Below are 26381 nucleotides of genomic sequence, written 5' to 3' on the forward strand. Positions count from 1 at the left end.
TGTCCGGCAGGGAGACGTCCTTGATCTCGACCCGGTCGATCTGCACGCCCCAGCCCATGGCCGGGCTGTCGATCATCAGCTCCAGCCCCTGGTTGAGCTTCTCCCGGTTGGAGAGGAGGTCGTCCAGGTCGCTCTTGCCGATGATCGAGCGCAGTGAGGTCTGCGCCATCTGGGAGACCGCGAACCGGTAGTCCTCGACCTGGACGAGCGCGTTCGCCGCGTCGACCACCTTGAAGTAGACGACCGCGTCCACGCGCACGGTCACGTTGTCCCGTGTGATGCCCTCCTGGGCCGGCACCGGCAGCGTGACGATCTGCATGTTGACCTTGTGCAGCCGGTCCACGAGCGGGATCACCAGCGTGAAACCCGGCTGCCGTACGGCTTCGGTGAGGCGGCCGAGCCGGAAGACGACCCCGCGTTCGTACTGCTTGACGACCCGTGCCGCCGCCCCGACGTAGACGACCCCGGCGGTTCCGGCGGCTATGCCCGCGGTCAGTAGTTCCTCAAGCATGACGACGACCTTTCGCAGCCGTCCCGGTGCGTGCCGATCGGCACCCTTAACAAACGATATGCCCGGCCCGGGGCTCGGGGCGAGCCTCGGACCGGGCAACCTCGCACGACGGGGCCGCGGAGGCTACGGCGTCGTCATCATCCTGACCGGTTCCGTCCCGGCCGAGCTGTGCCGCTCCGCCCAGCTCTCCAGGGCCGTGCCGCAGGCGTGGTCCAGGTGGTGCAGGCCCGACACGTTCAGCTCGATCGGCCGGTCCTTGGGCAGCGCCTCCAGGCTGTCGAGTATCTTCGGCAGCCGCAGAAAGGTCGCGTTGCCCGACAGGTACACCTGGATGGGCCCGGCGCCCTTGTCTATGACCTCCATCTTGAGATGCGAGGCCTGCCAGGCGGTCTTGGCCACCGACAGGGCGAGACCGATCAGCACGCCCTCGAACATGTTCACGGACACGATCGCAACGGCCGTGACCACCAGGATGAGCGCCTCACCCCGGTGCTCGCGCCAGAGCGAGACGACCTCGCGCAGCGGGATCAGCTTCCAGCCCGCGTGGACGAGGATGCCGGCCAGCGCGGGCAGCGGGATGAGCGCCAGCGCGCCGGGCAGCAGCGCCGCGAACAGCAGCAGCCATACGCCGTGCAGCACCCGGGACGTCTTCGTCCGCGCGCCCGCACGGACGTTCGCCGAGCTGCGCACGATCACCGCGGTCATCGGCAGCGCGCCCAGCACCCCGCACACGGCGTTTCCGGCGCCCTGCGCCATCAGTTCCTTGTCGTACCGGGTGCGCGGGCCGTCGTGCAGCCGGTCCACCGCGGCGGCGCTGAACAGGCTTTCGGCGGACGCGATCAGCGTGAACGCCACGACCGTGCCGATCACGCTCAGGCTCGCCAGTTCGCCGAAGGCGCCGAGCCCCGGCAGCTGGACGGCGTCCAGCAGTCCCTTCACCTCGACGGTCGCCACCGGCAGGCTGAAGACAAGGGTGGCGACGGTCGCCAGGACCACCGCGGCGAGCGCGCCCGGAACCGCCCGCACCTTCCTGGGCAGCCGCTGCCACAGCAGGATCACGGCTATCGTCCCCGCGCCGACCGCCAGCGAGGCCAGCGCGCTGGTGCTCCCCGCGGCCTTCACGGCGGCCTCGGGCAGCCCGGCGATCTTGTCGAGGCCGGCGGCCGGCGCCTTCAGCCCGGCCGCCGCGTACAGCTGTCCGGCGATGATCACGAGGCCGATTCCAGCCAGCATGCCCTCGACGACGGACACCGAAATGGCCCGGAACCAGCGGCCCAGTTTCAGGGCGCCCATCGCGAGTTGGAGCAGCCCGGCGGCGAGCACGATCACCCCGAGCATGGGCAGCCCGTGTTCCCGTACGGCCTCGAAGACCAGCACGGTGAGGCCGGCGGCGGGCCCGGACACCTGAAGGCTGCTGCCCGGCAGGAGGCCGGCGACGATGCCGCCCACGATGCCGGTGATCAGGCCGAGTTCGGCCGGCACACCGGAGGCGACGGCCACGCCCACGCACAGGGGCAGGGCGACCAGGAACACGACGAGTGAGGCGGCGAAGTCCTGCCGCAGGTGAGGGGCCTTGGCGAGCGCGTTCATGGCGGCCCTCACAGCGCTTCGAACGCGTCGGTCGTGGCACGGTGCTCGCGCACGGACCCGGTGTGGACCTCGTAGTACCAGCCACGCAAACGCAGTCGGCCCTTCGCCAGACGCTGTTCCACGCACGGGTAGGAGCGCAGCCGCAGCAACTGTGTGAGGACGTGGTTCTGGACGGCCGAGGCGACCGTCGGGTCGTCGGTGTCGGACGCCGTCGTGGCCCCGGGTTCGCCGGCGGCGTGCGCGAGCCAGTCGCGTACGGCGGGTACGGCGGTGAGGTCGTCGCCGCGTACCAGGGCGCCGACGGCACCGCAGTGCGAGTGGCCGCAGACCACGACGTCGCTGACGCCGAGGACCTCTACGGCGTACTCGATGGTGGCCGCCTCGCCGGTGGGGCGGGCAGAGGCGTATGGGGGGACGATGTTGCCCGCGGTGCGCAGTTCGAAGAGCTCACCCGGCCTGGCGCCTGTGATCAGGGCCGGGACGACCCTGGAGTCGGAGCAGGTGATGAACAGGACCTGGGGGGACTGGCCTTCGGCGAGCTTGGCGAACTCCTCAGGGCGCTGACCGAAGGTGCGGGCGTTGTCGATGAGGGGCTGCATGTGGTGACTCCTCCTGGCGCGCCTCGATGGCGCGTCGGACGTACATGACAGTCGGACGTGCATGACAGAGCGTGGGGGGACGTCTCTGCTGTCAGCAGCGGAACACCTGGAGTGCCGCCGGGGTGTGCGCGGTCAGCGATCTGGGCGCCTGATGGCGTGACGTGACGCGCGTGTGTGGTTCGTGCGGGGCCGCCGGGTCCACCGCGAGGTGGGGGCGCTCGGGCACCTCGGGACCCGAATCGACGATTCGATGCCGGTCGCGGATGCGCAGGGGCAGGCTCGGGTTGTGGGGACGACCTTCGTTACCGCAGGTGATGTACACGTCGCGCAGGGCTTCCACCCTGGGGTTGTTTCGAGGCTCGGCCTTGGCCTCGGCTTGACGGACTGTATGCGCGGTTGCGAAGGATGCCGTGGGAGCGAAGAACTGGAGGGTCAGCAGGACTGCGGCGAGGAGCGAGATCACGGTCCGGGCTGTAGTACCTCGGAACATGTGCCCCCCTCCAGGCGTTTGATGCCCGATCACGAACAGTCGCGGTCTCTTGCGTACGTCAACGGTTGGTCAACTACGGGTCAAGAAATACGTTAACCCCGCGAAGTTGTTTGCAGGGTTAACCTAGCGCTTCAGGCTGAAGAGAGCCTGAAAGCGTGGGTGGGATGACGCGAACTGCCCCTTGACCTGCAGCAGGCCGTATGGTCTGCGGGCGGTCGGCCGTGGCGTGGGTTACGAGGGCTCTACGAGGCCCTTGGCGTCGCGGGCCAGCGCGGTCAGGCGGGAGATCGCGCGGAAGTACTTCTTGCGGTAGCCGCCGTTCAGCATCTCCTCGCTGAACAGCTGGTCGAAGGGCAGGCCCGAGGCGAGCACCGGTACCTCGCGGTCGTACAGCCGGTCGGCGAGCACGACGAGCCGCAGCGCCGTCGACTGGTCGGGAACCGGCTGTACGTCGGTGAGGCATACGGCTTCCAGGCCGTCCGTGAGGGCGCCGTACCGACTGGGGTGCACACGTGCGAGGTGGTCGAGGAGCCGCGGGAAGTCGTCGAGCGACGCGCCCTCGGCGGCGTACGCCGCCTTGGTCACCTGCTCCTCGGAGTACGGCGCCGGAGCCTGGGGAAGCCCCCGGTGGCGGTAGTCCTCGCCGTCGATGCGCAGCGCGCGGAAGTGGGCGGACAGGCCCTGGATCTCGCGCAGGAAGTCGGCCGACGCGAACCGGCCCTCACCGAGCTTGCCCGGCAGGGTGTTCGAGGTGGCGGCGAGCGCGACGCCCGCGTCGACGAGCTTGCCGAGCAGGGTGGAGACGAGGACGGTGTCACCCGGGTCGTCCAGTTCGAACTCGTCGATGCAGAGGAGCCGGTGTCCGGACAGGGTCTGGACGGTCTTCTGGAAGCCCAGCGCGCCGACCAGGTTCGTCAGCTCCACGAAGGTGCCGAAGGCCTTGAGCGCGGGCTCGGCCGGGGTGGCGTGCCAGAGGGAGGCGAGGAGGTGGGTCTTGCCGACGCCGTAACCGCCGTCGAGGTAGACGCCACGGGGGCCGGCCGGCACCTTCGACGGCTTGACCTTCCCGAAGCCGAAGAACCCCCGCTTGCCGCCCCCCACGGCGTGCGCGCCGCCGAGCCCGCCAGCGAAGCCCTCCAGCACGCGCACGGCCTCGGTCTGGCTGGCCTGGTTCGGGTCAGGGATGTACGTACCGAAGCGCACCGAGTCGAACCGGGGCGGCGGCACCATCTCGGAGACCAGCCGGTCCGCGGGGACACGCGGCTCACGGACGCACAGGGACAGCGGGGTCGCGTCGGCTATCGGGCCGAATCCGGGAGCGGCGGGGATGGTAGGCACGGTTCACCATGCTAATCGTCATGCCAGACTGCCTGGCATGCGACGCCTGTTCCCTGTGACCGAAGAGACAGTGACCGAGGCCTCGGGAGGGGTGCTGGACGCCGGTGGTGCCGGTGGTTCTCCCGGAGGTGCCGGGGCGGCCGGCGGAGAGTGGAGCCTCGGTGAGCTGGCCGCCGCCTATGCCTACCCCGAGCAGGCGATCGGGCGGCGGGAGGCCTGGCTGCGCGCCAACATGGTGTCCACGCTCGACGGCGCCGCCCAGCACGACGGCCGTTCCCGGCCCATCTCCTCAGCCACCGACATGCGCATCTTCGGCACCCTCAGGGCGCTGGCGGACGTGGTGCTCGTCGGTGCGGAAACGGTACGCCAGGAGGGGTACCGCCCGGTGCGCGCGCGCGAGGAGTTCGCCGCGGCCCGGGAGGCGGCCGGCCAGGCGCAGGCGGCGGCGGTCGCGATCGTCAGCGCGAGCCTGGAGTTGGACTACTCGCTCCCGCTGTTCACCTCGCCCCTGGTGCCCACGCTGATCCTCACGGGTGCGGCGGCCGCCCCCGACCGGGTCGCGGCCGCGGAGAAGGCGGGCGCCCAGGTGGTCGTCGCCGGTGACGGCACGGGCGTGGACCCGGCGCGTGCCGTACGGACTCTCGCGGGTTTCGGTCACACCCGGCTGCTGGCCGAGGGCGGGCCGAGGCTGCTGGGGCAGTTGGTGGCGGCCGGTGTGCTCGACGAACTGTGTCTGACGATCTCCCCGATGCTCACCGTGGGGGACGCCCAGCGGATCTCGGGCGGACCCCGGGTGTCGGTTCCCCGCCGCTTCGAACTGGTGTCCTTGCTGGAGGAGGACGGCTTCCTGTTCAGTCGGTACTGCCGCCCATGACATGCGGGGTGCGGCCCGGACCCCGCCGTCCCGACACGATGTGGAATCTGTCGTTCCGTTTGTCTTTCGCTGGGCACACTAAATCTCGCAGCCCCCGTGCGATCACGGGGCAGGATGGTTTCAGCAGGGGCCTACGGACGGCCCACGGAGGAGAAGGGCGCCTGTCGTGTTCACAAGCGTACTGATGATCGAGAAGGCCCTGACGTCCGCCGACGTGGAGTTCGTCACCACCTTGCACGGCGAGGAGGACGTCGCCTTCCACGTACTGCTCCAGCCCCGTGGCGATCAGGCCGACCGGCTGTTGCGGGCCATCGACGACATCGCGCTGGGCGAGCTCGACGAGGCGGCGCGCGAACGGGAGACCCCGGAGGGCGAGGACGCCGCCGCGCTGGGCGAGCAGGCGCTGGAGGTGTCGCTGGCGGCGTTGCGGAGGGCCGGGCATGAGGCGGAGGGGCGGACTGTCGAGGACCATCCGCTCGATGCGCTGAGGGGGCTGGTGGACGAGATCGAGGCGGACGAGGTCATCGTGCTGACCGATCCCCACTACGTGGAGGAGTTCTTCCACCGGGACTGGGCTTCCCGGGCTCGGCACAAGGTCGGGGTGCCGGTGTTGAAGCTGTTCTCGCACAGTAAGGCGTAGTTCTTCGGCCGCGGGCCCGGTGGGGACCGGTCGCGCCCGTGCGGCGGAGCCGCACATCGATATCGATACAGCACGTCGCCCCTGGGCGGGTGTCCGCAGCGTTCCTTGTCAGGTGCCGTCAGTCTGGCCAATAGGCTGGGGGCACATCTTCGTACCGCACCTGGGGAGAAAAGCACATGGCACCCGGCCTTCCTATCGCCATGGACCGACCGCACTTCATCGGCATTGGTGGCGCCGGGATGTCGGGGATCGCCAAGATCCTGGCGCAGCGCGGGGCCGTGGTGGCCGGCAGTGATGCCAGGGAGTCCGAGACCGCTGCCGCGCTGCGGGCGCTGGGGGCGACCGTGCACATCGGGCACGCTGCCGGGCATCTCGCCGACGACGCCACCTGTGTCGTGGTCTCCTCCGCGATCCGCGCGGACAACCCGGAGCTGGCACGGGCGGCGGAGCTGGGGATTCCGGTGGTCCACCGTTCGGACGCGCTCGCCCGGCTGATGGACGGCCTGCGGCCGATCGCGGTCGCGGGCACGCACGGCAAGACCACCACGACGTCGATGCTGGCGGTGTCGCTGAGCGAGCTGGGGCTGAACCCCTCGTACGCGATCGGCGGCGACCTCGACGCGCCCGGCTCGAACGCCCTGCACGGCGACGGTGACATCTTCGTGGCCGAGGCGGACGAATCGGACCGCAGCTTCCACAAGTACGCGCCCGAGGTCGCGATCGTCCTCAACGTCGAACTCGACCACCACGCCAACTACGCCTCCATGGACGAGATCTACGAGTCCTTCGAGACGTTCGCGGGCCGGATCGTCCCCGGCGGCACGCTCGTGATCTCCGCGGACCAGGCCGGCGCCCGCGAGCTGACGCGGCGCCTGCCGGACTCCGTGCGGGTGGTGACGTACGGGGAGTCGGCGGACGCGGACGTGCGCGTGCTGGCCGTCGTTCCGCAGGGGCTGAAGAGCGAGGTGACCGTCGAACGGGACGGGGCTCCGCTCACCTTCACGGTGTCGGTTCCCGGCCGGCACTACGCGCACAACGCGGTGGCCGCGCTGGCGGCGGGCGTCGCGCTGGGCGTGCCGGCCGGTGAGCTGGCCCCCGCCCTGGCGGCGTACACCGGCGTGAAGCGGCGGCTCCAGCTGAAGGGCGAGGCGGCGGGCGTCCAGGTCGTCGACTCCTACGCGCACCATCCGACCGAGATGACGGCGGACCTGGAGGCGATGCGGGCGGCGGTCGGCGACGCGCGCATCCTGGTGGTCTTCCAGCCGCACCTCTTCTCCCGTACCCAGGAGCTGGGCAGGGAGATGGGCGAGTCGCTGGCGCTCGCGGACGCGTCGGTGGTCCTCGACATCTACCCGGCCCGCGAGGACCCGGTCCCCGGCGTGACCAGCGCGCTGATCATCGACGCCGCGCGGGCCGCGGGCGCCGACGTCACGGCCGTGTCCGACAAGGCGGAGGTGCCCGAGACCGTCGCGGGAATGGCGAAGCCCGGCGATCTCGTTCTCACCATGGGCGCGGGTGATGTGACGGACCTGGGCCCGCTGATCCTGGACCGCCTGGCACGGTGACGTTCGCGGTCCGCAGTGACTCTCGCGGTGACTTTCGCAGTAAGGGGCTGAGCTTCATGTCGTACGACGTCGAAAAGCCGGACGAGGAGTGGCGCGCGGAGCTGACGCCGGCCGAGTACGCGGTCCTGCGCCAGGCCGGCACGGAGCCCGCCTTCGTGGGTGAGTACACGGGCACCAAGACGAAGGGCGTCTACTCCTGCCGTGCCTGCGGCGCCGAACTCTTCACCTCGGACACGAAGTTCGAGTCGCACTGCGGCTGGCCGTCCTTCTTCGACCCGAAGGACACCGACGCGGTGGAGCTGCTGTCTGACCGGACCCACGGCATGGTGCGGACCGAGGTGCGGTGTGCTCGGTGCGGGTCGCATCTTGGGCACGTGTTCGAGGGGGAGGGGTATCCGACCCCGACCGATCAGCGGTACTGCATCAACAGCATCTCGTTGCGGCTGACGCCCGACGAGGGCTGAGGGTCGAAGAGCGCTCACTGCTGCTGGGGCCCCGTACGGCAGGGCCCCAGCAGCAGTTCGGACGGCTTCCGTCGCGACGTGCAGACGTCCTTCAGCCTGTCGGCGGCTGCGTCGATCCTGCTGGAGTCAGGGTTCGTGTCGCCGTTCAGGATCGACTTGTCGTAGTCGTCGATCGCCTTGTCCAGGTCGTCCACCGCCTTGTCGACCTCGCTGTCGTCCGTCTCCTTGTTGATCTTGTCCAGGTTCTTGTCGATGGTGTCGATGGAGTCGTCGGTCTTCGACGGGTCCTTCACCGCGTCCCAGCCGGCCTCGTGGATCGCCTTGATGCTGTCCGAGATCGAGCCGGCGTTGCTGAGGCAGCCCAGGGAGTTGTCGAGGTCCTCGCAGCCGGTCAGGAGCCCGGAGGTCAGTGTGACGGCGGCAACGGCGGTGGTGATGGCGGCGATACGACGTCCACGACGGCGGTTCGAGGGGATGGAAAGAATCCCTTCACTACATGGTTGAGAGGGGTTTCGGTGCTCGGGCGGTCAGGCCCGGGGCTGTATGGGTGCGGTGGCTGCCGTCTACGATGCCGCCGCCCGCTCGCCGTCACGAGGGACCCTTCTCCCGAATGCATGGTGTAGCCCGCTACACCGTCCGCCGCGCCGCCCGTCAGTGTCTTTCCCTCCGCCCGTCGCGTTGTACCGACCGTGACTTTCGAGGTGCGACGGCGGTGGTGCGGCGGTCGTAGGGCGGCTGTCACCGACGGCCGGCGTCCATGAATCCCCGGTTTCCTGGGTAGCTACCGGGTTTGCCCGCGTCGTCCGAGGAGCTGCCCCGTGTCGCTGCACGACATCGAGTCCCTGGCCCGTACCGCCCTGCCCGAGATGACCGACGACCTGCGGACACTGGTCGAGTACGAGACCCCCAGCGACGACAAGGCGCTGTTGACCGCCGGACTCGCCGCCATCGAGGCCTGGGCCGGCCGGCGCCTCGGCCCGCCGGACGAGGCCGTGCGCCACGACGGCGGCGAACACGGAGACGTCCTGGAACTCCTCTACCGGGGCACCTCGCGGGCGACGGTGCTGCTGCTCGCCCACTACGACACCGTGTGGCCGGCCGGCACCCTCGCCGAGTGGCCGTTCACCGTGACGGACGACGGCCGGGTGAGCGCGCCCGGCGCGTTCGACATGAAGTGCGGCCTCGTACAGGCGGTCTGGGCACTGCGCCTGCTGCGCGAACGGAACCTGCCGCGCCCGACCGTACGCCTGCTCCTCAACGGCGACGAGGAGACAGGCAGCCCGTTCTCCCGGCCGCACATAGAGCGGCTCAGCGAGCAGGTGGCGGCCACGCTGGTGTGCGAGCCGGCGGCGGGGGCGGACGGGGATCTGAAGACCGCCCGCAAGGGCGTCGGCCTCTTCGAGGTGGCCGTGGAGGGGGTGGAGGCACATGCGGGCCTCGACCCGTACGGCGGCGCGAGCGCGGTGCACGCCCTCGCCGAACTGGTGACCCGGATCGCGGAGTTGGGCTCGCGCGAACATGGTACGACGGTCAACGTCGGTGTGATCAGCGGCGGTACGGGACGCAACGTCATCGCCGGGCACGCCCGCTGCGGTGTCGACGTACGCATCGCCGACCCGGCTGAGGCGGACCGCGTGGACACCGAACTGGCCGCCCTCACCGCCTCCGATCCCCGGGTGCGGGTGTCCGTCTCCGGGGGCTGGAACCGCCCGGCGATGGTGCCGACGCCGGCCTCCCAACTCCTTTTCAAGCAGGCGCAGTCGGTGGCGGCCGAACTGAATCTGACGATCCGTGAGACGGGTGTTGGCGGGGCGAGCGACGGCAACTTCGTCTCCGCGCTGCGACGCCCGGTCCTCGACGGCCTCGGCCCGGTGGGCGGGGGTGCGCACGCCCGCGACGAACATGTGCTGCTGGCCCACGTTCCCGCCCGCGCCGCGCTCCTCGCGGGCCTGCTGATGGTTTACGCGGGATAGAAGGACGCTCACGTACGCTGGCGGAGTTGTCGGCTCAGGCGAACGGGGACCGAGATGACGTACGAAGCGAAGACCGAAGCGACTAAGTCCGAAGCGACGAGGACCGAAGCTGCCCCGGAATCCGCCGAAGCGGCGCGTCACGCCCGCTTCGGGCAGCTGCCGGAGCGCATCCGCCCTGAGGACATGGTGGCGGCGCAGCCGGCTTCGGTGCCGGATCCGGCGAAGGACTCGTACAACGAGGACGAGTGGACGGTCCGGTACTGCCTGTGAGGTGAGCGGTGTCGGCCGGACGTGAGCGGGCGGGCCGCCGGAGAGATTCCGGTGGCCCGCCCGTGGGACGTGCGGTCGGTCAGCTGACGTCGGAGGCGTCCAGGCGGTACAGGCCGCTGCTGGTCGACGTGGACGTCGAGGTGGACGTCGACGTCGACGAGCTGGTGGACGAACTGGTGCTGTACGCCGAGGAGTCGACCGCCGTGCCGTGTTCCTTCACCCAGGTGGCGATCTCCGAGTCGGTGCCCTGGCCGGTGTCGCTGCTGATGATGATGTAGTGCAGCTTCCCCGACTTCACCAGGCTCTTCAGCTTGGCCAGGGTCATCGCGTTGTCGCTGCCCGACCAGCCACCCATGGAGATGACCGGCTGGCCCGACTCCAGGATGATCGAGGACGCCGTCTGGTCGGTGGCCACCGCCACCAGCCAGGTAGCCCCGTCCTGGTGCTTCTTGAGGTACGTGATCATGTCGGACGACACCTGAGTGCCGCCGCCCATCCCGCCTCCGCCGTCGCCGCTCGGACGCGTGCCTGACTCGGCCGCCGCCTCCGACGAACTCCCGCTGGAGGACGACGTGTTGCCGGACGGGGGCTGTCCCATGGACTGACCGTCGCCGTTGCTCGTACCGCTGCTGCCGCTCGTACCCGCGGAGCCCTGCGGAGCACCGCCACCGCCGCTCATTCCGCCGCCCGTGCTGGGGCCGGCCGTCGGGTTCGTGCCGTTGGTGGAGCTGGTGGCCGCCGAGAGGGAGTAGGCCGCCGGGCCCGCCAGGAGGGCGACGACCGCCGCGAGGGCCGCGATGCCCAGCAGTCGCTGTCGCTTCATGAACCGGCCGGCCAGCAGGCCGAGGACCGAGACAGCGCCCGCCACGGCCACCACGATCTCCGCGACCGTGTACAGCGTGCCGGAGCCCGAGACACGCTGGAGCAGGACGACCGCCCAGACCGCGCTCGCCGCCACCGCCGCCGGGAGAACCCACGCCCACTTGGCGGCGGAACCCTCACGGAAGGCGCGGTACAGCATGACGCCGCCGGCGCCCGTCAGGGCCGCGATACCCGGGGCCATCGCCGTGACGTAGTACGGGTGGAAGGTGCCCTCGGCGAGGGCGAAGGTCAGATAGTGCACGACGAACCAGCCGCCCCACAGCATCAGCGCCGCCCGCCTGGCATCCGTACGGGGAGCACGGCCGCGCAGGACCAGGCCCGCGACCAGGGCGATCAGCGCGAACGGGATCAGCCAGGAGATCTGGCCGCCCATGATCTCGTTGAACATCCGGTAGAGGCCGGCCTCGCCGCCGAAGCTCGCGCCGTTGCCCTGCGAGCCCGCCGACGAACTCGCCCCGAAGATACGGCCGAAGCCGTTGTAGCCGATGACCAGGTCCCAGACCGTGTTGTCGGTCGAACCGCCGATGTACGGGCGGGAGGAGGCCGGGATCAGGTCGACGACCACCATCCACCAGGCGGAGGACACGATCAGCGCCACCGTGGCCACGGCCAGGTTGCGGATACGCCTGCCGAGCCCGGCGTTCGCAGCCCAGAGGTAGACCAGGAAGAAGACCGGCAGGACGACGTACGCCTGCATCATCTTGGTGTTGAACGCGAAACCGATGGCCACCCCCGACCACACGAGCGGCATCAGCCGGCCGGTGCGCACGGCCTTCATCAGGGCTGCCGCGCCCAGCAGCATCAGGAAGACCAGGATCGGGTCCGGGTTGGTGTCCCGGGTGATCGCCACCGTGATGGGGGTCAGGGTGAGCGTGAGGGCCGCGATCGTCGCCGCCACCGGGCCGAAGTCACGCTTCACCATGCGGTGCAGCAGCGCGACCGAGCCCGTGCCCACCGCGACCATCGGCAGCATCAACTGCCAGGTGCCGTAACCGAACACGCGGGCCGACAGGCCCATCACCCAGAGCGCGAAGGGGGGTTTGTCGACGGTGATGAAGCTGCCGGAGTCCAACGCGCCGAAGAAGAACGCCTTCCAGCTCTTCGTGCCGCTGTACACGGCCGCGTTGTAGAAGGTGTTGCCGGTGATGGAGGAGAGGTTCCAGGCGTAGAGCGCCGTGGCCAGGAGCAGGATGCCCCAGAGTGCCGGGCGTGTCCAGCGCGGGTCCTCCGGGGCGCCGGTGAACAGACGCCGGGCACGGCCCGCGAGAGTGCCGTCGGCGGCCGGGGGTTCGACACGGTGGCGGTGGTGGGGCGCGCTGTCGCGGGTCGGCGGCGGGGCGAGGGTCGTCATGACGCGTACTCCAGGCTGGGGGCGGGGCTGCTGATGTGCTGAGGTGCGCCGATCGGACTCTGTACGGGCACGCGGTGCGGTACGGCGATCCGGACGCGGCCGGTGAGGGTGTCGCGAAGCATCCGGCGCATGCCCCTGAGGTCGTCCAGGGCGGTGCGGACGATGTCGACCCGGCTGTCGGGGTCGTCGACCCAGTCGACCGGCACCTCGTGGATGCGCAGACGGTTGCGCTGGGCCAGGACCAGCAACTCGGTGTCGAAGAACCAGGCGTTGTCCTCGATGTGCGGGGCGAGGGCCCGGAAGACGTCGGTGCGGACCGCCTTGAAACCGCACTGGGCGTCGGTGAAGCGGGCCGCGAGGCCGAGCTTCAGCAGGAGGTTGTACGAGCGGGAGACGAACTCGCGCTTCGGGCCGCGCACCACGTCGGCCTGACGGTGCAGCCGGCTGCCGATGGCCACGTCGCTGTGGCCGGAGAGAAGGGGGGCCACGAGCGGGAGGAAGCCCGCGAGGCCCGTGGACAGGTCGACGTCCATGTAGGCGACCACGTCGGCCGTAGAGCGGCTCCACACGTGCTTCAGCGCGCGGCCCCGGCCCTTGGCGTCCAGATGGACGGCGTGGACGTGCGGCAGCCGGAGCGTCAGATCGGTCGCGGCCTGCCAGGTGGCATCAGTGCTGGCGTTGTCCGCGACCGTGATCCGGAACGGGAACGGGAAGGAGGCTTCGAGGTAGGCGTGGAGACGGCCGATGCTCTCGGCGAGTACGTGCGCCTCGTTGTACACCGGCACCACGATCTCGACCGAACGCTGCCGGACGTCCCTCGCGTTCTTTTCGTTCATGCAAGTGACGATCGGGGCCGTATCTGGGGCGACCCTGAGGCGACCCTGAGCGACGAATGAGAATCAGCGTACTCACAGCTTGCCCACAGACGACCTGTCCGTACGCCGTCTCAGGCCGTGTGCGCGCTTCCGCCGCCCGGAGCCGCCGACGCTATCAACTGGTCGATCAGCGCGATCAGCACGTCCCGGCACGACTCCCGGTCCCGTGCGTCGCACAGCAGGACCGGCGTGTGCTCCGGCAGCGCCAGCGCCTCCCGGATCTCGTCCGGCTCGTACGGATGCTCCCCGTGGAAGCCGTTCACCCCGACGACGAACGGGATGTCCCGGCGCTCGAAGAAGTCGATCGCCGCGAAGCTCGACTCCGGCCGGCGTACGTCGATGAGGACCACGGCCCCCAGCGCGCCGATCGCGAGGTCGTTCCACATGAACCAGAACCGCTGCTGTCCCGGCGTACCGAAGAGGTACAGGATCAGTTCGTGGCTGAGGGTGATGCGGCCGAAGTCGAGGGCGACGGTGGTGGCCTTCTTCTCCTCGATGCCGTCGAGGTCGTCGATGCCCAGGCCGGCCGCGGTCAGCGGTTCCTCGGTGCGCAGGGGCACGATCTCGCTGACCGAGCCGACCATCGTCGTCTTGCCAACGCCGAAGCCGCCGGCGATAAGGATCTTGACCGTGTCGGGCGCCGAGGTCCCGTTCACGGTCGGGTCAGAGCCGGCCAAGGCCGTCCCTCACTTTCTGGAGCAGGTCCATGTCCGTGGTGCGCGAGATCTGGCGCGGGGAACGGGCGGAGATCCGGCCGGCCTCCAGCAGGTCGCACAGCATGATGACGACCACGCTCACCGGAAGGTCCAGATGGGCCGCGAGTTCCGCCACCACGACGGGCCGTGCGCACAGCCGCAGGATCCGAGCGTGCTCGGGCTGCGGCCGCGCGCCCCCGTCGGGCTGCGGATCCACCGCCGTCACCGACGTGATCAGCGTGAAGTCGGCGCGGCTGGGCCGGGTCCGGCCGCCGGTGAGCGTGAACGGCCGTACGAGACGGCCGGCCGCGTCGCTTCCGCTCACCTCACTCGCCGGCCGCGCCGGCGACCCCGGCACGCGGCGCCGCGCTGAGGTGCTCACCGATCTTCTTCACCAGCATGTTCATCTGGTACGCCACCACCCCGACATCCGCTCCCTGGCTGGTCAGCACCGCGAGATGGGCGCCCGGGCCGGCCGCGGTGAGGATCAGGTAGCCGTTGCGCATCTCGATCAGCGCCTGGCGCACCGGACCGCCACGGAAGTCCATGCTGACGCCCTTGCTGAGGCTCATCAGCCCGGAGGCGGTCGCCGCGAGCCGCTCGGCGTCGTCGCGCAGGAACGCCGTGGACCTGCTGACGACCAGTCCGTCCTCGGAAAGCACGACGGCGTGGTTCACCTCGGCTACCCGGTCCACGAGTCCGGTGAGCAACTGGTCGAGCTCGGTGTGCGTGGCGGGGGTGGGGCGTGTCATTTCTCTGTCCTTCATCAGCGGTCTGCGGGCGGAGTCGAGGTGACCGGAGTGCCTGCGGCGGGGAGCGGTGCGTCAGGTTCCCGAGGCGCGTTGTCCTCCCCATGGTCGTACTGCTCTTCGGCGTCGTCGTCACGGGCCTGGAGGGTTCCGCGCTGGAAACCGGAGAGCGAGGAGGCCGCGCGTTCCGCCGAGAACTCGTCGAGCACGTCCTCGGACGTGCCGTCGGGCTCGGTGTCCTCCAGCAGCTCCGCCGCCAGGCTGGTCTGCGGCACCCGGCGCGGCAGCGGCGTGAGCCCGCCCTTGCGGACGGCGCCGCCCCGTTCGGCCTTCCGCTCACTGCCCGGCCCGGCGCCGCGGTCCGCCCCGACGAGGGCGGCCGGCCGGGGCGCGGAACCGGCGTCGGGGGTCCGGACGCGGGCCGCGGCGGGCTGCGTCTCCCGGATGCGCTCGTGTGCCAGGCGCTCCGGGGCCACCGGGGCGGGCTTCTCGGCGGATGCCTCCTGCGTGGCCGAGGAGTCCGTGTCGGGCGCGGTGAGTTCCCGTACGACGACCTCGTGCGGGAGCAGCACGATCGCCGTCGTACCGCCGTAAGGCGAGGATCGCAGCGTGACATGGATGCCGTGCCGGACGGCAAGGCGCGCGATCACGAACATGCCGAGCCGCAGGTCGTCGGCGAGCGCCACCACGTCGAACTGCGGCGCCTTGGACAGGTGTTCGTTGAAGGACGCGTAGTCCTCCTCGGACATGCCGAGACCGCGGTCCTCGATCTCGATGGCCAGCCCCTTGGCGACCATCGCGGCCCGTACGCCCACCGGGCTGGGCGCGGGGGAGTAGGCGGTCGCGTTGTCGATCAGCTCGGCCAGCAGGTGGATGACGTCGGCCACCGCGGGCGGCGCGAGGTACACGTCCTCCTCGGTCTGCACCTCGACCCGCTGGTACTCGGCGACCTCGCCGACGGCGCTGCGCAGGATGTCGATCAGCGCGACCGGCTCGGTCCAGCTGCGGCCGGGCCGCTCACCGCTGATGATGACGAGGTTCTCCTCGTAGCGGCGCAACTGGCTGGCCGTGGAGTCGAGTTCGTACAGGCCCTTGAGGATCTCCGGGTCCTGGTGGGCGCGTTCCAGCGCATCCAGCTTGGTGAGCTGGAGGTTGACCAGGTTCTGGCTCTGCCGGGCGATGCCCAGGATGACCTTCTGGAAGCCGCGCCGGGTGTCGGCGAGTTCGACCGCGGTGTGCACGGCGGTGCGCTGCGCGGCGTTGAACGCGTGGGCCACCTGGCCGAGTTCGTCGTGGCCGTAGTCCAGCGGCGGGGTGGCCGACTCGACGTCGACCTTCTCGCCCCGGTTCAGCCGCGCGACCACGTCCGGCAGCCGCTCCTCGGCCAGGCCCAGGGTGGCCATGCGCAGTCCGCGTAGCCGGCGGGACAGGGACCGGGTGATACGCCAGGACAGGACGACGCACAGCAGCAGCCCGCCGAGTCCGCCGGCGCTCAGCGAGGCGGCCTTGATCAGCAGCGACCGCGACTCGTCGGAGCTGCGGGTGATCAGCCCTCTGGTCTCGTCGTGGATGAGAGAGCCGTACTGGACACTCAGTTCGTCCATCGCCGCGGTCCACTGCTTCTGCCTGTCGGGCAGGGTGATCTTCTGGTCGGCGCCGCCGCCGGGCGTTCCCGACGCGAGCACCTGGTCCTCGATGGAGGTCAGGGTCTGCCAGGCGGAGCCCTGCAGGATCGCCTCGGTGCGGGTCTTCGCCGTGCCGGACAGGGACTGGATCAACTGGTCCTCGACGACCCAGCGCCGGGCGCTGACCAGCCGGACGTACGACTCCCACTCCTTCTGGTCGAAACTCCCCGAGGGCCAGGACAGGGTGAGCTGCGAGTCCTCCTGGGCGACCAGTTCGGCCGCCTGCTCCAGAGAGACGAGCGGGCCGGCCTGTGAGGTGAGGTCTCCGTCATCGACCTGGGAGAGCTCCTGGAAGGCCTGGATCTGGTTGTTGATGATCGAGGAGTACTGGTCCAGTGCCTGCTGGGCGGTGATGTCCGTGGGACGGTCGACCTGGCCGCGGTAGTACTCCAGGCTGCCCGTCGCCGCGATGACCGAGTACATCCGTTCCCCGATGCGGTCGGGGGCCTCCTGGATGGCCTTGGTCTGGCCAACCAGTTTCGCCACGGCCGCGTCCGTCACTCCGCGCTGCGCGTCCAGGGCGCTGCGGTCGCCCCTGGGCGAGGCCAGCCACGCGGCCGACAGGGTGCGCTCCTTCTGCAGTGCGAGCGTGGCGTCGGTGCCCATGGCACCGGTCGCCTTGCTGAGTCCCGTCTGGTCCCGCAGCCGCAGACCCTCCGAGAACATCTGAATCGTCGTCACACCCCACATCGCGGCGAGGGTGACGCTGGGAACCAGCGCGAGCAGGATCAGCGAGAGACGTATGGAGCCGAGACGGCGCCGGGCACCTTTGCGTGGAGGCATCGTCGTCCTAGGGCGATCAGCGGTGGGTGGGAGTGACAAGTGGCAGGTGACAGATGACAGGTGACAGTGGAAACGGAACAGGTGGCGGAACATGCCTGGGTCGGCAGGATGCTATCCGTACAAGTGAACGTACGCACCGTGAGCCCCCAAAGCTTGGTGCAGCCGTTGTACGACGGTTGCTGCGCAGAGGGATTCGGAAGCGGGGCGGAAGGGGATACGGAAACGCTGCGGAGGGGGCCGGGGCGGGGCGGCAGGCGCGTACCGGGCGGCTGCTCAGCGGGCGCCGTCGGCCGCGAACCTGGCGACGTCGGCGATGTTCTGTTTGGTGACGAAGGCGGGCCCGGTGAGCACGGGAGCCGAGCCGCCGCCGCTGAAGTTGCCGTTGGACCTGTACAGCCAGAGCGAGTCGACGGCGAGATAGCCCTGGAGGTACGGCTGCTGGTCCACGGCGAACTGCACGTCACCGTCCTTGATGGCACCCAGGATGTCGTTGTTGAGGTCGAAGGTGGCGATCTTCGCCTTGCTGCCCGACTCGTCCACCGACTTGACCGCCGCGAGCGCGAACTGCGCGCCCAGCGTGACGACTTCGTCGATGCTCGCGTCCTGGTTCAGCCGGGCCGCGACGACCGCGGTCACCGCGTCCGTGTCGGTGCCGTTCACGTACAGGTTCTCGGTCTCGCCGGTGAACGTCTTCTTCACCCCGGCGCAGCGCGCCTCCAGGGCGACGTTCCCCTGCTCGTGGATGACGCAGAGGGCGTGCTTGACCTTGAGCGCGTCCAGTTTGTCGCCGAGCGCCCGGCCGGCGGTGCTCTCGTCCTGGCCGAAGAACGACAGCAGGCCCGCGGAACGCCAGGCGTCGATACCCGAGTTGAGACCGACCACGGGTATCCCGGCCGCCCTCGCCTGCGCGACCGCGCTCTTCATCGCCTCCGGCTTGGCGAGGGTCACGGCGATTCCGTCGACCTTGTCCCTGACCGCGTCCCGCACCAGGTCGGCCTGGGCGGCGGCACTGGAGTCGCTCGCGTACGTCAGCTCGATGTTGTCCTTGGCCGCGGCGGCCTGCGCGCCCTTCTGCACCCGCTCCCAGAAGGAGTCGCCCTTGGCCCCATGGGTGATCAGGGCGACCTTGAGCCGGGCGGTGCCGGCACCGGCGGCGCCCTGGTCGGAGTCCGACTCGTCGGAGCCGGAGCCCGAGCAGCCGGCCGCGAGAAGACAGACGGCGGCCATGCCGGCGACAACGGCCGTGGCACGGGCGGATCGTGCGGAACCGGAAGAGACGGGGGGTGTGTTCATGGGAGTGCGGCACCTCGCTGCGCGGCCGAGGAGGAGAAGGATGAGAGGGACGGGAGGGATGAGAGGGAGTGTGGGTACGGCGAAATCTGCGCGATCGCCGGGCGACATGCGGTGACGTCCGACTTTCGCTGGGGCGGAGCCAATCGGATGTTACGCCTGGTAGTCAAGTGAGCAACCAGTTGGAACCAGCGTTCACGAGCCGGTACGGGGTGTGCCCGGCGCGCGTGATCCTCCTCGGTCGGTCCTGGGTAGTGTCAGAAGGATTGCCGGTGCGGAGGGGGAATGGAAGGGGAAAAGGGACCTCCGGTTCCCTTTCGTGCCCCCGGTGTTCGGCCGAGCCGTCATCAGGCAGCCCCGCCCGTCCTGCACCGAGGAGCGTGACGTGAACGAGTGGCTGATCTACCGAGGCACAGGACAACCGCACGACGGAGTCGAACGGCTCCCGGACCCGCCCGCCTGGCGGCGTTTCGACGGCGGGCCGCTGATCCGTCCGCCGGCTCCCGTCGACGCCGTCTCCACCCGAAGGCTCGGCCAGAGTCGCGCCTTCGCCGAGCACTACCGGCCGACCCCGGCCGAACTGGAGTTGGTCAACGCGGCGTTGTACCTGCGCCGTCCACTGCTTGTCACCGGCGAACCGGGCAGCGGCAAGAGCACGCTCGCCCACGCCGTGGCACACGAACTGGGCTTGGGCCGGGTACTGCCCTGGCCCATCGTCAGCCGCACGCAACTCACCGATGGCCTCTACAAATACGACGCGTTGGGCCGCCTGCAGGATCTCCAGATCACGCGGCCGCGCAGGCAGCCGGAGGACGCGGAGAGCACGGCCGCACCGTACGCTCCTCGCCAACAGCCGCCGGACGAAGCCGACTTACTCGCCCAGGGCATCGGCCGATACCTCCAACTCGGCCCGCTCGGCACCGCGTTGCTTCCCACGGCACGCCCCCGGGTACTCCTGGTGGACGAGCTCGACAAGAGCGACATCGACCTGCCCAACGACCTCCTCGGGGTGCTGGAGGAGGGCGAGTTCGGCATCCCTGAGCTGGAGAGGATCGCCGAACACCGCCCGGCGGTACGAATCCGAGACCACGACGGGCGCTCCGTGGAGATCCACGAGGGGCGGGTCCGCTGCCGTGCCTTCCCCTTCATCGCCCTCACCAGCAACGGTGAACGCGACTTCCCGGTACCGCTGTTGAGGCGATGCGTCCATCTCCGTCTGGAGCCCCCGGACGAGGACCGGCTCGCCGCCATGGTCCGCGCCCACTTCGGCGAGGACGCGGCCGAGTAACACGCCGACGTCATCGCCCGGTTTCTCGAACGCAGGCCCGGCGAGCAGCGGGCGGCCGACCAACTCCTCAACGCCATCTACCTCACCCGCAACGCCCAGAAAGAGGAACCGGGGGCCGTCGTACAGCCACTGCCCGCCCGCCTGTGGCCGCAGACCCTGCTGCCCACCGAACCCGGCACCCTGCGGCGCACGGCGGACCCCGGCGGGATGCTCCGTTTCCGGCCGTTCCGCGGCGGCCCGGTCGCCGGGGCCGGCGGAACGCTGCCGGTGCCCGTCCTGCCGCCGACCCCCGCCGAACTGGGCGGCTGGGCACATTTGCTGTCGGAACGTTCCGCCGGCGCGCTGACGGCCTCCGTGGCCATGGTCGGTCCCGCGGACACGGGAACGGCGCCCGCCCCCCACCCCGACCGCACCCCCAAGCGGCTGGTCGAGGACTTCCGCACCACAGCCTCCCCCGCCGCCCGCCACCTTGCCGTCTGCCTCTCGGCGGCGCCGCTGTCGTACCCCGTGATGCAACTCGTACAGCGCGCCCTGCTCCCCGGGACCGGCCCGGTCGAACTGGCCGAGGTGCTGTTCAGCGACCTGCTGGTGGAGGTGGCGGACGAGACCGACGGCCCCGGACCCTTGTACGAATTCGCCCCAGGAGTAAGGGACTTGCTGCTGCGACGCCTCGGACTGGACGAGGCCCGCGCGGTGCTGGAGCAGTGCTCGCACTATCTGGAAAGGGTGTGGGGAGCACGAGCCCGGAACTTCCCGGCGGTCGTGGTCGGCCACCTGTCGGCGACGGCCGTCCGGCCCCGGACCGGGACGGCCGACGGGACCGAGGACGCAGAGGACGCATCCGAACGGCCGGTGCCGGAGCCCTTCGCCGACGTACCCCGCAGGGTGCTGCGCAGATTCCAGCCCGGCGACGTCAACGGCACTCGAAATCCCCCGTCCACGACTCCGGACAACACTGACAGATCGCAGTCGCAATCGCTGGCTCTCCGTCTGGCCGGCACTCGCCTCACCCGCTACGAACGACAGGGCGGTATCCGCGACCTCTGGGACGCCGTACGCATACTGCGCGCGACGGCACCCACCGCGGAAACGGCGGCACTCCTCGCCGAATACCTGCTCTGCCTCTGGGACATCCACCCGGATCGCGCGGTGCTGAGGGAGGCGGCGGACACCGTACGAGCGGCGGCCGACCCCGCCGGTTCACCTCCGGCCCGCGCGCACCTGGTCCTCGGCAAGGTACTCCGGGCCCGCGCCGCGACCGAGCCCGACGACGGGACGAGGACCCGGACACTGGCCGAGGCCGCCGACAGGCTGGAGCGCGCGTACGCCCTGCTGCGCTCCGAGCCCCGCCCCCTGCTCGACGTCCTGCTCGGCTGGACCGACCTGTCGCCGGTGGTGGCTCGGCCGGGTATCCGCGGGCTCTGGAGAGCAGCTGGTCGATCACCCTGGCCTCGCTCCGGGAACACCATCCTGCCGTTGCCGAACTCCTCCTGCTCTTCACCTGCTTCTCGCCGGACGCGGTCCCGGTGGGCCTGCTGTGGAAAGAGCGTCCGGCCAATCTGCCGCCACGCATCGCGGCCCTGGCGTCCGACCGCCAGGCCTGGGACGCGGCGTTGCTGCGGCTGGCCGAGACGTCGGCCGTGCGGCTGGTGTTCGGGGAGGACGGGGCGGAGCGTGCGGAAGTACACCGCCTCTACCACTCGCTGTTGCGGGAGGGCCTCGGCGAGGACGAACGCGATCTGTTCTCCCAGGTCGCCTGCGACACGCTGGCGGCCGCGGACCCGGGCGACCCTCTCGACAACCGTACGTGGTCACGCTACGCCGAGTTGATTCCGCACCTGGAGATCTCCGGAGCACTCGACAGCAGGCGGGAGGCGGTGTCCCAGCTGACGCTGAACTGCGTCAACTATCTCCGCGGCCGCGGAGAGGCACGCACCGGGCTGTGGTTGTGCGAGCTGACCATCGCACGGTGGCACAGCCGGATGGCGCCGGACAGCAGCGAGATGCTCATCCTTACCCATCAGCACGCGAACATGCTGCGCAGGATGGGGCGTTACCGGGAGGCGGAAGCGGTGGGGCGGGCCGTTGTCGACCGCTTGTCCGTGAGGTGGCCGGACGACGACCCCGCTCTCCTGCGGGCCAAGAACGGACTGGGGGGCACGCTGGTCGCGCTGGGTGTGTACCGCGAGGCGTACGAGTTGTTTCGCGATGTGTACCGGTCGTCCAGCCCGGACGACGATGTGCCGAGCAGCCAGGCCCGATCCAATCTTGCCAACGCCGCTGCTCTGCTCGGCGGTACCAGGAGTCCTTCGACGAGTACACCGCGCTCACCTTGCGGCGCCGCAATCAGATCGGCCTGCATCACCACCGAACGCTCTACACCGAGATGCGCTGCTGCTGGACACTCTGTCTGCTCGGCCGCCATGACGAGGCACTCGACCGACAGGTCGTCAACGTCCGGGACTACCACGCGATCATGGGCCGATACAGCGTTAATTCAATGATCGCCGAACATGACCACGCCCTATGTCTGCGACGGTCCGGCCAACTGGCCCGCGCGGACGAGTTGATGCGGGAAGTCGTCGATCTGGCCCGACAACTTCATGGACCACGCCATCCAGCGGCGCTCTTCGTGGTGGCCGACTACGCCTCCCTGCTCCGGGAACACCGCGACCTGGACCGCTCCTGGACGCTCGCCGACCGGGTCGCCCGCGACTACGCGGACCTCCTGGGCAACGCCCACCCGTTCTCCGTGGGCACGGCCGGCAACGTCGGCCTGACGCTCTGGGAGTCGGGCGACCGGGACGAGGCGCTGCGCATCGCCGAGCGCGCCCTGCGCGGGATGACCGTGGCCATGGGGGCCGACCACCCCTGGACACTGGGCTGTTCGCTGAACGTCGCCGGAGCGCGCAGCCTCGTCGGGGATCCGGAGGGCGCCGCCGGCTACAGCCGGGACTGTATGGAACGGTCGGCGCGGGCAGTGGGCAGCGCGCACCCTCTGACCCTGATGTGCAAGGCGGCACTCGCCGCCGACCTGCGCTCACTCCGCCAGACCGACGCGGCCGACCGGCTGCGGCAGGAAACGCTGGGGCAACTGGTCGAGGCGCTGGGGGTGAACAGCCCGTTCACCCTGGCGGTGCGCCAGGGTGAACGTCCGTACTGGGACTTCGAACCGCAGCCGGAGTGACCCGCACCGCGGTTGCCAGTCCCTCCGGCTCCGCCTCTACGGCTTCCGGGCCACCGCCCCGTACATGGCGATGTCCTCGTCCCTGATCCCCTCGCCGCTCGTCGCGTCCGGGTGCCACTTGTGTACCTGGACGATGCCCGGCTCGACCAGGTCGAGGCCCTCGAAGAACTCCTCCGCCTCCGGGAACGTCCGCAGGCGCATCGGCATGTTGCGGGCCCTGTACTCGCGGGCGACCCGGCCCACCTCCTCCGGGGCGAACTCGGCGGTGCCGATGGACATCGCCAGGTAGCTGCCCGAGGGGAGGGGGTCGAGGAGCCGGCGGACGATGCCCACCGCGTCGTCCTCGTCCAGGACGAAGTGGACGATCGCGATCACCGTGAGGGCGACCGGCTTGGTCAGGTCGAGGGTCTCGCGGAAGTCGGGGGAGTCGAGGATGGCCTCCGGGTGCTGGAAGTCGGCCTCGATGTACGCCGTCCGGCCCTGGGGTGTGCTCGCCAGCAGGCCCTGGGAGAGGGTGAGGACGATGGGGTCGTTGTCGACGTAGACCACCCGGGACTCGGGGGCCACCGACTGGGCGATCTCGTGCAGGTTGGGGGAGGTCGGGATGCCGGTGCCTATGTCGAGGAACTGGCGGATGCCCGCTTCCTTGGCCAGATAGGCCACCGCTCGGTTCATCCAGTCGCGGTTGGCCTTCATGTGGATCGGCAGGGCGGGCCACTCGTGCGACATGGCGTCGCCCGCTTCCTTGTCGGCGGGGTAGTAGTCCTTACCGCCGAGGATGTAGTCGTAGATCCGCGCGGAGTGTGCGTTCTCCGTGTCGATCCGGTCGGCCGGCCATCCGTTGTCGGGCACGCCGCCCCTCCCATTCAGGTTGTGAGTCTGAGTCAAGCCAGTCAAGTCTCAGTAGAAACAAGGCAGTTCAGAGCAGAAAGTCTGCGTCACCAGCCTTCACGCCGGCCAGAAAACTTGTCATCTCGTGCGGAGTGAAGACCAGGGCCGGGCTGTCCGGATCGGTCGACTGGCGGACGGCGACCCGGCCGTCGGCGAGCTTCTTCACTTCGACGCAGGCGCCGCCCGCGTCGTCGCTCCACGGCTTGGACCAGCCCCGGGAACCGAGTTCACGGGCCGGCATGCCGTTGCGTACGGGGTGGGAGAGGTTGGTGTGGTTGGTGTGGGTGCTCGGGAGGTGGGGGTGTGTGGGGTGGTGCATGTCAGAGCTCCTTGCGAATCGCACCGAGGAGGGCCTCGGTCTTTCTGGCGGGCGCCGACTGCGCGCCCAACCGGTCCAGAGCCTCGCGATAGACGACGACGTCGTCGCCCTTGTCGAGATACACCGCGCCGACCAGACCGCTCAGATAGACGATGTCCGGCAACTCGGGTGCCCTGAACCGGAAGAGATGGAACGCTCCGGCCCGCATCGCGGGATGCGGGCCGTTGCCGAACGGCATGATCTGCAGGGTCACATGGGGCAGCGCGTTCATCTCGATCAGATGGTCGATCTGCGCGCGCATCACCTCCGGACCGCCGACCGGCCACCGCAGCACGGTCTCGTCCATCACGATCCACACCCGCGGTGGCGCCTCACGGGTCAGTAGTTCCTGGCGGCGCAGACGCAGCGCCACCCGGCGGTCCGTCGCGTCCGACGAGGCGTGCGGATTGCCGGCGCCCAGCAGCGCACGCGCGTAGTCCGCCGTCTGGAACAGACCGGGCACGAACTGCGCCTCGTACGCACGGATCTGCAACGCCGCCTGTTCCAGGCTCAGATACGCGGAGAACCAGTCGGGCAGTACGTCCCGGTAGTTGTGCCACCAGCCGCGCTTGTTGGCCTCGCGGACCGACTTCAGGAACGTGTCGATCTCCTGCTGGTCCGTCACCCCGTACGTCTGCAGCAGTTTCTCGACATCCGGCAGGCGGAGACGGGCCACCTTGGCGGCCTCCATCCTGCGGATCGTGGAGTGGCTGACACCGATCGCCACCCCCGCGTCCTCGTAGCTGAGACCGGCGCGCGTCCGCAGCTCCTCCAACTGCCTGCCAAGGATCATGCGCAGGACGGAGGGGGCGCCGCCCCAATCGGTCTCCGCGGTCACACCTACCCCCTCACAGCGGGCTCAGGGTCGCAGTCTGTCACGATCATCTTTCGACCGGAGCAGCATGCACCCCACAAATTGCAAATTTCAACTTGCTGGTTGCGAGCCGTTGTTGTCAGGTGTCACAGTGTTCGTACCTTCCCGGAAACGGTGAACAACGAGTCTGCATGGCCCTGTTGGGGGAGAAGGGGCCGTAACCTGCGCTTTTACGAGGCGGGTTGACCTGCTCGCGGATCACATCGGGACGGTGTCGCACCGGCCAGGGTGCGCAGGCAACGAAAGGCGAACGGCGATGGCTCCGCCCTCCCTCCCCCAGCCACTCGGCCGACTGCCCCGGGGCAGCCTTGCCGGCCGCCCGGACCATCTCGATCACTCTCCGCAGTCGGGCATGTTCGGTCTGCCCGCGTCTCCCGCCTCCGTGGGCGCCGCCCGCCGGAAGGTGCGCGAACTGCTCGACGCCTGGGGCGTCGGTCCCGACACCTCCGACAACGCCCTTCTGGTGACCTCCGAACTTGTCACCAACGCCCTCACCCACACCGCCAGTGAGCGGATCGTGTGCCGGATGCGCTTCTCCGCCCGGCGGCTGCACATCGAGGTCGAGGACGAGAACTGTGGCGGGACCCTGCCGGCCCAGCGCCGGCCCGGCCCCGACGAACAGTGCGGACGCGGCCTCCTGCTGGTCGGCGTCGTGAGCAGAGACTGGGGCGTCCGGGACGCCCCGCACGGCTCCGGGCGCGTCGTCTGGGCCGAGCTCGAAGCGGAGCGGGTGGAGTTGGCGGAGGCCGTCCCACCGGCGGCGCCGGTCGCGGCGCAGGCCGCCGACGAGACGGTGGGTCATGCGGGGACGGTCGCTTCTGTCGGGGCGGGCACTCCGGTCGAGGCGGTCGCTGCCTTCGGTGCGGCGGCTTCTGGCGAGGGCGCGCCTGCCGCGCCTGACACACCGGCACCGGTCAGACCCGCATCCCCTTTACCTCAGGCTCCTCCCGCCGACCGCGCCGTGCAGGCTGCCGCGCCTGTTTCGTACGCGGTACCGGTCGCGGCACCCGCTCAGGCAGCTCAGGTTGCCGCGCCCGCCTCGCGCGCGGTTCCGGCGGAGGTGCTCGCCGCCCGCGCCGTGCGGCCCGCCGCACCCGCGGTACCGGCCGAGCTACCCGCCGCCCTCGCCGCGCCCATGTCGCACGCGGTACTGGCCGAG

General features: G+C 70.0%; 25 protein-coding genes and 1 pseudogene. 10 read left to right on the top strand and 16 right to left on the bottom strand.

From position 1 onward, the window contains the following. The 5 genes from RB628_RS13205 to zapE all read right to left on the bottom strand — a co-directional run. Positions 1–511, bottom strand: a 511-nt coding sequence (locus RB628_RS13205) for an SPFH domain-containing protein (protein WP_318320573.1), incomplete at its 3' end; no start/stop codon positions are given. A gap of 123 nt (positions 512–634) precedes the next feature. Beyond that, positions 635–2101 carry a SulP family inorganic anion transporter gene (locus RB628_RS13210; RefSeq protein WP_318320574.1) on the bottom strand — a complete coding sequence of 489 codons (1467 nt, stop codon included), beginning with the start codon at positions 2099–2101 and terminating at the stop codon, positions 635–637. A gap of 8 nt (positions 2102–2109) precedes the next feature. Next, positions 2110–2700 carry a carbonic anhydrase gene (locus RB628_RS13215; protein WP_318320575.1) on the bottom strand — a complete coding sequence of 197 codons (591 nt, stop codon included), beginning with the start codon at positions 2698–2700 and terminating at the stop codon, positions 2110–2112. A 91-nt stretch (positions 2701–2791) separates the two neighbouring features. After that, positions 2792–3190, bottom strand: a complete 399-nt coding sequence (locus RB628_RS13220; protein ID WP_318320576.1) for a hypothetical protein — start codon at positions 3188–3190, stop codon at positions 2792–2794. 231 nt (positions 3191–3421) lie between these two features. Further along, the gene (gene zapE / locus RB628_RS13225) at positions 3422–4528 is read right to left on the bottom strand and encodes a cell division protein ZapE (protein WP_318320577.1); all 1107 of its coding nucleotides are present in this window, start codon (positions 4526–4528) and stop codon (positions 3422–3424) included. Positions 4529–4565: 37 nt separating this feature from the next. On the opposite strand from zapE, the gene RB628_RS13230 reads away from it, so the two are divergent. From RB628_RS13230 to msrB, 4 genes are all read left to right on the top strand, one after another. Next, positions 4566–5402: a pyrimidine reductase family protein gene (locus RB628_RS13230; RefSeq protein WP_318320578.1), complete on the top strand. Its 837-nt coding sequence runs from the start codon at positions 4566–4568 to the stop codon at positions 5400–5402. A 166-nt stretch (positions 5403–5568) separates the two neighbouring features. Continuing rightward, entirely contained in the window at positions 5569–6042 is a 474-nt protein-coding gene (locus RB628_RS13235; protein WP_318320579.1) for an indole-3-glycerol phosphate synthase, read from the top strand. A 176-nt stretch (positions 6043–6218) separates the two neighbouring features. Continuing rightward, positions 6219–7607: a UDP-N-acetylmuramate--L-alanine ligase gene (gene murC / locus RB628_RS13240; RefSeq protein WP_318320580.1), complete on the top strand. Its 1389-nt coding sequence runs from the start codon at positions 6219–6221 to the stop codon at positions 7605–7607. 56 nt (positions 7608–7663) lie between these two features. After that, complete coding sequence (gene msrB, locus RB628_RS13245) at positions 7664–8071, top strand: peptide-methionine (R)-S-oxide reductase MsrB (protein ID WP_318320581.1); 408 nt, start codon at positions 7664–7666, stop codon at positions 8069–8071. Positions 8072–8085: 14 nt separating this feature from the next. On the opposite strand, the gene RB628_RS13250 is transcribed toward msrB, so the two are convergent. Further along, complete coding sequence (locus tag RB628_RS13250) at positions 8086–8364, bottom strand: hypothetical protein (protein ID WP_318320582.1); 279 nt, start codon at positions 8362–8364, stop codon at positions 8086–8088. Positions 8365–8889: 525 nt separating this feature from the next. Between RB628_RS13250 and RB628_RS13255 the strand changes: the two genes are divergently transcribed. Beyond that, positions 8890–10044 (top strand): M20 family metallopeptidase, encoded by a 1155-nt coding sequence (locus RB628_RS13255; RefSeq protein ID WP_318320583.1) that lies wholly within the window; start codon positions 8890–8892, stop codon positions 10042–10044. A gap of 54 nt (positions 10045–10098) precedes the next feature. Further along, positions 10099–10314 carry a hypothetical protein gene (locus RB628_RS13260; RefSeq protein WP_318320584.1) on the top strand — a complete coding sequence of 72 codons (216 nt, stop codon included), beginning with the start codon at positions 10099–10101 and terminating at the stop codon, positions 10312–10314. A 79-nt stretch (positions 10315–10393) separates the two neighbouring features. Here the strand turns inward: RB628_RS13260 and RB628_RS13265 are convergent, their stop codons facing one another. The 7 genes from RB628_RS13265 to RB628_RS13295 form a co-directional block, all read right to left on the bottom strand. Continuing rightward, positions 10394–12547 (bottom strand): ArnT family glycosyltransferase, encoded by a 2154-nt coding sequence (locus tag RB628_RS13265; protein WP_318320585.1) that lies wholly within the window; start codon positions 12545–12547, stop codon positions 10394–10396. Beyond that, on the bottom strand, positions 12544–13383 hold the full coding sequence (locus tag RB628_RS13270) for a glycosyltransferase family 2 protein (protein ID WP_318320586.1): 840 nt from the start codon (positions 13381–13383) through the stop codon (positions 12544–12546). The genes RB628_RS13265 and RB628_RS13270 overlap by 4 nt, the downstream gene beginning before the upstream one ends. Positions 13384–13493: 110 nt before the next feature. Continuing rightward, positions 13494–14099 carry a GTP-binding protein gene (locus RB628_RS13275; RefSeq protein ID WP_318320587.1) on the bottom strand — a complete coding sequence of 202 codons (606 nt, stop codon included), beginning with the start codon at positions 14097–14099 and terminating at the stop codon, positions 13494–13496. Continuing rightward, positions 14086–14442 carry a DUF742 domain-containing protein gene (locus RB628_RS13280; RefSeq protein ID WP_318320588.1) on the bottom strand — a complete coding sequence of 119 codons (357 nt, stop codon included), beginning with the start codon at positions 14440–14442 and terminating at the stop codon, positions 14086–14088. The genes RB628_RS13275 and RB628_RS13280 overlap by 14 nt, the downstream gene beginning before the upstream one ends. A gap of 1 nt (position 14443) precedes the next feature. Further along, entirely contained in the window at positions 14444–14869 is a 426-nt protein-coding gene (locus RB628_RS13285) for a roadblock/LC7 domain-containing protein (RefSeq protein WP_053746758.1), read from the bottom strand. Between the two features lie 14 nt (positions 14870–14883). Beyond that, positions 14884–17334: a nitrate- and nitrite sensing domain-containing protein gene (locus RB628_RS13290; RefSeq protein ID WP_318320589.1), complete on the bottom strand. Its 2451-nt coding sequence runs from the start codon at positions 17332–17334 to the stop codon at positions 14884–14886. Positions 17335–17607: 273 nt separating this feature from the next. Further along, positions 17608–18627 (bottom strand): substrate-binding domain-containing protein, encoded by a 1020-nt coding sequence (locus RB628_RS13295; protein ID WP_318320590.1) that lies wholly within the window; start codon positions 18625–18627, stop codon positions 17608–17610. 382 nt (positions 18628–19009) lie between these two features. Here RB628_RS13295 and RB628_RS13300 point away from each other — a divergent pair. The 3 genes and pseudogenes from RB628_RS13300 to RB628_RS13310 form a co-directional block, all read left to right on the top strand. Continuing rightward, a pseudogene (locus RB628_RS13300) lies at positions 19010–20635 on the top strand (SAV_2336 N-terminal domain-related protein); the annotation flags it as partial. Positions 20636–21438: 803 nt separating this feature from the next. After that, positions 21439–22416, top strand: a complete 978-nt coding sequence (locus RB628_RS13305) for a tetratricopeptide repeat protein (RefSeq protein WP_318320642.1) — start codon at positions 21439–21441, stop codon at positions 22414–22416. Continuing rightward, positions 22413–23099 carry a tetratricopeptide repeat protein gene (locus tag RB628_RS13310; protein ID WP_318320591.1) on the top strand — a complete coding sequence of 229 codons (687 nt, stop codon included), beginning with the start codon at positions 22413–22415 and terminating at the stop codon, positions 23097–23099. The genes RB628_RS13305 and RB628_RS13310 overlap by 4 nt, the downstream gene beginning before the upstream one ends. A 36-nt stretch (positions 23100–23135) precedes the next feature. Here the strand turns inward: RB628_RS13310 and RB628_RS13315 are convergent, their stop codons facing one another. The 3 genes from RB628_RS13315 to RB628_RS13325 all read right to left on the bottom strand — a co-directional run bounded on the left by RB628_RS13315 (position 23136) and on the right by RB628_RS13325 (position 25186). Beyond that, positions 23136–23951, bottom strand: coding sequence for an SAM-dependent methyltransferase (locus RB628_RS13315; protein ID WP_318320592.1), 816 nt, complete (start codon positions 23949–23951; stop codon positions 23136–23138). A 67-nt stretch (positions 23952–24018) separates the two neighbouring features. Beyond that, on the bottom strand, positions 24019–24231 hold the full coding sequence (locus RB628_RS13320) for a DUF397 domain-containing protein (RefSeq protein WP_318320640.1): 213 nt from the start codon (positions 24229–24231) through the stop codon (positions 24019–24021). Between the two features lie 79 nt (positions 24232–24310). After that, the gene (locus tag RB628_RS13325; protein WP_318320593.1) at positions 24311–25186 is read right to left on the bottom strand and encodes a helix-turn-helix transcriptional regulator; all 876 of its coding nucleotides are present in this window, start codon (positions 25184–25186) and stop codon (positions 24311–24313) included. A 292-nt stretch (positions 25187–25478) separates the two neighbouring features. Between RB628_RS13325 and RB628_RS13330 the strand changes: the two genes are divergently transcribed. Continuing rightward, positions 25479–26381: ATP-binding protein (locus RB628_RS13330; protein WP_318320594.1), on the top strand; the 903-nt coding region annotated here is incomplete at its 3' end.

This window comes from Streptomyces sp. ADMS (genome assembly GCF_033441795.1).
Lineage (GTDB): Bacteria > Actinomycetota > Actinomycetes > Streptomycetales > Streptomycetaceae > Streptomyces.

Bases quoted from the DNA above. Each gene is read 5' to 3' on its own strand.
- RB628_RS13210 (WP_318320574.1), bottom strand. From the start codon at position 2,101: ATGAACGCGCTCGCCAAGGCCCCTCACCTGCGGCAGGACTTCGCCGCC.
- RB628_RS13215 (WP_318320575.1), bottom strand. From the start codon at position 2,700: ATGCAGCCCCTCATCGACAACGCCCGCACCTTCGGTCAGCGCCCTGAG.
- RB628_RS13220 (WP_318320576.1), bottom strand. From the start codon at position 3,190: ATGTTCCGAGGTACTACAGCCCGGACCGTGATCTCGCTCCTCGCCGCA.
- RB628_RS13230 (WP_318320578.1), top strand. From the start codon at position 4,566: ATGCGACGCCTGTTCCCTGTGACCGAAGAGACAGTGACCGAGGCCTCG.
- murC (WP_318320580.1), top strand. From the start codon at position 6,219: ATGGCACCCGGCCTTCCTATCGCCATGGACCGACCGCACTTCATCGGC.
- msrB (WP_318320581.1), top strand. From the start codon at position 7,664: ATGTCGTACGACGTCGAAAAGCCGGACGAGGAGTGGCGCGCGGAGCTG.
- RB628_RS13260 (WP_318320584.1), top strand. From the start codon at position 10,099: ATGACGTACGAAGCGAAGACCGAAGCGACTAAGTCCGAAGCGACGAGG.
- RB628_RS13265 (WP_318320585.1), bottom strand. From the start codon at position 12,547: ATGACGACCCTCGCCCCGCCGCCGACCCGCGACAGCGCGCCCCACCAC.
- RB628_RS13270 (WP_318320586.1), bottom strand. From the start codon at position 13,383: ATGAACGAAAAGAACGCGAGGGACGTCCGGCAGCGTTCGGTCGAGATC.
- RB628_RS13285 (WP_053746758.1), bottom strand. From the start codon at position 14,869: ATGACACGCCCCACCCCCGCCACGCACACCGAGCTCGACCAGTTGCTC.
- RB628_RS13290 (WP_318320589.1), bottom strand. From the start codon at position 17,334: ATGCCTCCACGCAAAGGTGCCCGGCGCCGTCTCGGCTCCATACGTCTC.
- RB628_RS13295 (WP_318320590.1), bottom strand. From the start codon at position 18,627: ATGAACACACCCCCCGTCTCTTCCGGTTCCGCACGATCCGCCCGTGCC.
- RB628_RS13310 (WP_318320591.1), top strand. From the start codon at position 22,413: ATGATCGCCGAACATGACCACGCCCTATGTCTGCGACGGTCCGGCCAA.
- RB628_RS13320 (WP_318320640.1), bottom strand. From the start codon at position 24,231: ATGCCGGCCCGTGAACTCGGTTCCCGGGGCTGGTCCAAGCCGTGGAGC.